Origin of the sequence: Streptomyces sp. SID3212 (assembly GCF_009865405.1) — a bacterium.
Classification (GTDB): domain Bacteria; phylum Actinomycetota; class Actinomycetes; order Streptomycetales; family Streptomycetaceae; genus Streptomyces.
Genome location: NZ_WWJY01000806.1, coordinates 1 through 2,955 on the forward strand (window position 1 = coordinate 1; position 2,955 = coordinate 2,955).

Below are 2,955 nucleotides of genomic sequence, written 5' to 3' on the forward strand. Positions count from 1 at the left end.
GCCAGACCCCACTTCGCGGACACGCCCTAGGCCTTCCCTGTCGGTCTACTGGTCGCGGAGCTTCTTCAACAGGGCCACGTCCGCCGCGTGCCCCTCCTTGCCGCCCGGTGTCTCGATCACCAGCGGTACGCCCTCGGTCGCCGGATGCGTGAACAGCGCGCGGAACGCGTCCTCGCCGATGTGGCCCGTACCGATGTTCTCGTGGCGGTCCTTGTGCGCGCCCGCCACGTCCTTGGAGTCGTTGGCGTGGATCAGCTTGAGCCGCCCGGCCCCGACCGTCTCCACGAGCAGGTCCAGGGTCCGGTGCGTCCCGTCCGGCTCCGCGAGGTCGTGGCCCGCCGCGAAGATGTGGCAGGTGTCCAGACAGATCCCCAGCTTGGGGTGGGAGTCCAGCGCCTCGAAGTACGGACCGAAGTCCCACGTCCTGGAGCAGAGCGAGAACCCCTGACCCGCGGTCGACTCCAGCAGCAGGAACGGGTCGTCGTCCTCGGTCAGCTCGTCGAGCAGCGGCAGCATCCGCTCCCGTACCTGCGCGAGCGCCACCTCGCGGGAGCGGCCCCCGGTCGCGGACCCGGTGTGCACGACCACCCCCAGCGCGCCGATCTCGCGCGCCCGGCGCAGGCTGTGGCGCAGTGAGTCCACGGACCGGTCGGCCGTGGCCTCCGTGTGCGAGCCGAAGTTGATCAGGTACGGGGCATGGACGTACGCCGGGATCTCCCCGGCGGCGCACGCGGCGCGGAACAGTTCGTCCTGCGCCGGGTTCCCGGCGGGGGTCGCCCAGCCGCGCGGATTGGCCGCGAAGACCTGGACGGTCTCCGCGCCCAGCTCGCGGGCGTAGGCGAGACCGGTCGTGGCGAGGCCGCCGGCCACCGGTACGTGGCCGCCGACAGGGTTGCGCATCGGTGTTCAGAGTCCCTTGGTCTTGATGGTGATCGTGCTGCCCTCGGGGGCGGTGCCGCCGCCCTCGACGGACTGCTCGGAGACGGTGTCGTCCAGGAACGGGAAGCTCCGGTCCACGCTGACCTCGAAGCCGGCGTCCTCCAGGGCGTTCTCGGCCTCGTCGAGCTTCTGACCGGTGACGTCGGGGACCCTCACTTCCCGGGGCCCCTTGGAGAGCGTCAGCGTGACCGTGTCGCCCCGGGCCAGCTCGGTGCCCTCCTCCACGGACTGCCGGGCGACGGAACCGGCGTCCTCCGGGGAGTTCACGCGCGTGGGGGCGATCCGTACCTTGAGGCCGGAGTCCGTGAGCCGGGCGGTGGCGTCCTCCTCGGTCTCGCCCGTCACGTCCTCCACCTCGACCGGGCTGCCCTTGCTCACGACGAGCCTGATCCCCGAGTCGGGCCGCACCTCGGTGCCGGGGGCGGGCTCCGTACGGATCACGGCACCCTGCTCGGTGTTGTCGTCGAACGACCGGGTCACCACACCGGCGGCCAGCCCGGCCTGCTTGAGCATCCGCCTCGCCTCGGCGAGCGTCGAGCCCTCCAGGTCGGGGACCTTCACGATCTTCGGGCCGCGCGAGACGACGATGGTGACAGGCCCGTCGCCGCGGACCCGCGCGCGGGAGTCCGGGTCGCTGCCCATGACCGTGCCGCGCTCGAAGGTGTCGCTGAAGTCGTTTCCGACCTTCACGTCCAGGCCGGCGTCCGCCAGCCGCTTCTTCGCCTCCTGCTCGGACTGCCCGAGCAGGGAGGGGACGCGGGTGAACTGGCCGGAATTGATGTACCAGACGCCGGTGCCGACGCCCAGGACGAGCAGCACGGCGACGAGCGCGGCGATGACGCCCCGGCGGGGCGGCCGTGTGGTGCGGCGAGGTGCCGGCCGGGGGAGATCGGGGGGAGCCATCTCCAGCCGGCTGGTGCGGTGGACTCCGTCGGGCTTCCGCCGGTGGCCCTGCGGGGGCTCCTCGGGAGGCAGGACGCGCGGAATCACCTTCGTACGCCCCTCGGGACCGCCCTCCGGGACGGGCTTGGCCTTCGGCGGTACGGCGTCCAGCTGGGCGTCGCTCAGCCGGGAGCGGGCCTCCCGGGCCAGGGCGAGCAGTGCGACGGCGTCGTACGGGCGGAGGTCGGGGTCACGGGCCGTGGCCGCCGCGACGATCCCGTCCAGCTCGACGGCGAGGCCCGGCACGGCGGTGGACGGGGCGGGCACGTCCTCGTTGAGGTGCAGGTAGAGCACCTGCGCCGGGGTGTCGCCGGCGTGCGGCTTGCCGCCGGTCAGCATCTCGTGGAGGACGACCCCGCAGGCGTACACGTCGACACGGGTGTCGGAGGTGCTGTGCTCGATCTGCTCGGGCGCGAGGTACGACACCGTGCCGAGGACCGTGCCCGTGGTGTCGGTCACGTCGCCCAGGACCCGTACGAGCCCGAAGTCCGCGACCTTGACGCGGCCGTCGTCCCCTATGAGGACGTTCTCCGGCTTCATGTCCCGGTGCACGAACCCGGCGCGGTGGGCGGCGCCGAGCGCGGCGAGCACGGGCTCCAGGATGTCCAGCGCGGCCCGCGGCTGGAGCGCGCCGCGCTCGCGCAGGACGTCGCGCAGGGTGCAGCCCTCGACGTACTCCATCGCGAGGTAGACGTACGCGCCCTGGGCTCCCTGGTCGAAGACGGCGACGACGTTGGGGTGCGCGAGGCGGGCGACGGACTTGGCCTCACGGATGAACCGCTCCACGAAGGCGACGTCTCCGGCGAGCGCCGGGTGCATCACCTTGAGCGCCAGGACCCGGTCGAGCCGGGTGTCGAACGCGCGGTAGACGGTGGCCATGCCGCCCACCGCGATGCGCGCGTCGACGCGGTACCGGCCGTCGAGCAGGTGCCCGACGAGGGGGTCCTGAAGGGTGGTGTCCACGGTGCGAGTGTACGAGCCGGGGTGCGGGGGTGCCGGGGACGTGTTGCTCTTGCAGCGCAGCTGTGACGCGGGTGCGGGTTACTGATTGTCCTCAATCGCCGGACGGGCTTG

The 2,955-nt window shown here is 72.5% G+C and carries 2 protein-coding genes; both read right to left on the reverse strand.

Annotated elements, in window-relative coordinates:
* Positions 1 to 45 precede the first annotated feature (45 nt).
* The gene (locus GT042_RS24540) at positions 46 to 900 is read right to left on the reverse strand and encodes a deoxyribonuclease IV (RefSeq protein ID WP_161310903.1); all 855 of its coding nucleotides are present in this window, start codon (positions 898 to 900) and stop codon (positions 46 to 48) included.
* Positions 901 to 906: 6 nt separating this feature from the next.
* Positions 907 to 2,844 (reverse strand): Stk1 family PASTA domain-containing Ser/Thr kinase, encoded by a 1,938-nt coding sequence (pknB, locus tag GT042_RS24545; RefSeq protein WP_345943899.1) that lies wholly within the window; start codon positions 2,842 to 2,844, stop codon positions 907 to 909.
* Positions 2,845 to 2,955: the final 111 nt, after the last annotated feature.

Bases quoted from the DNA above. Each gene is read 5' to 3' on its own strand.
- GT042_RS24540 (WP_161310903.1), bottom strand. From the start codon at position 900: ATGCGCAACCCTGTCGGCGGCCACGTACCGGTGGCCGGCGGCCTCGCC.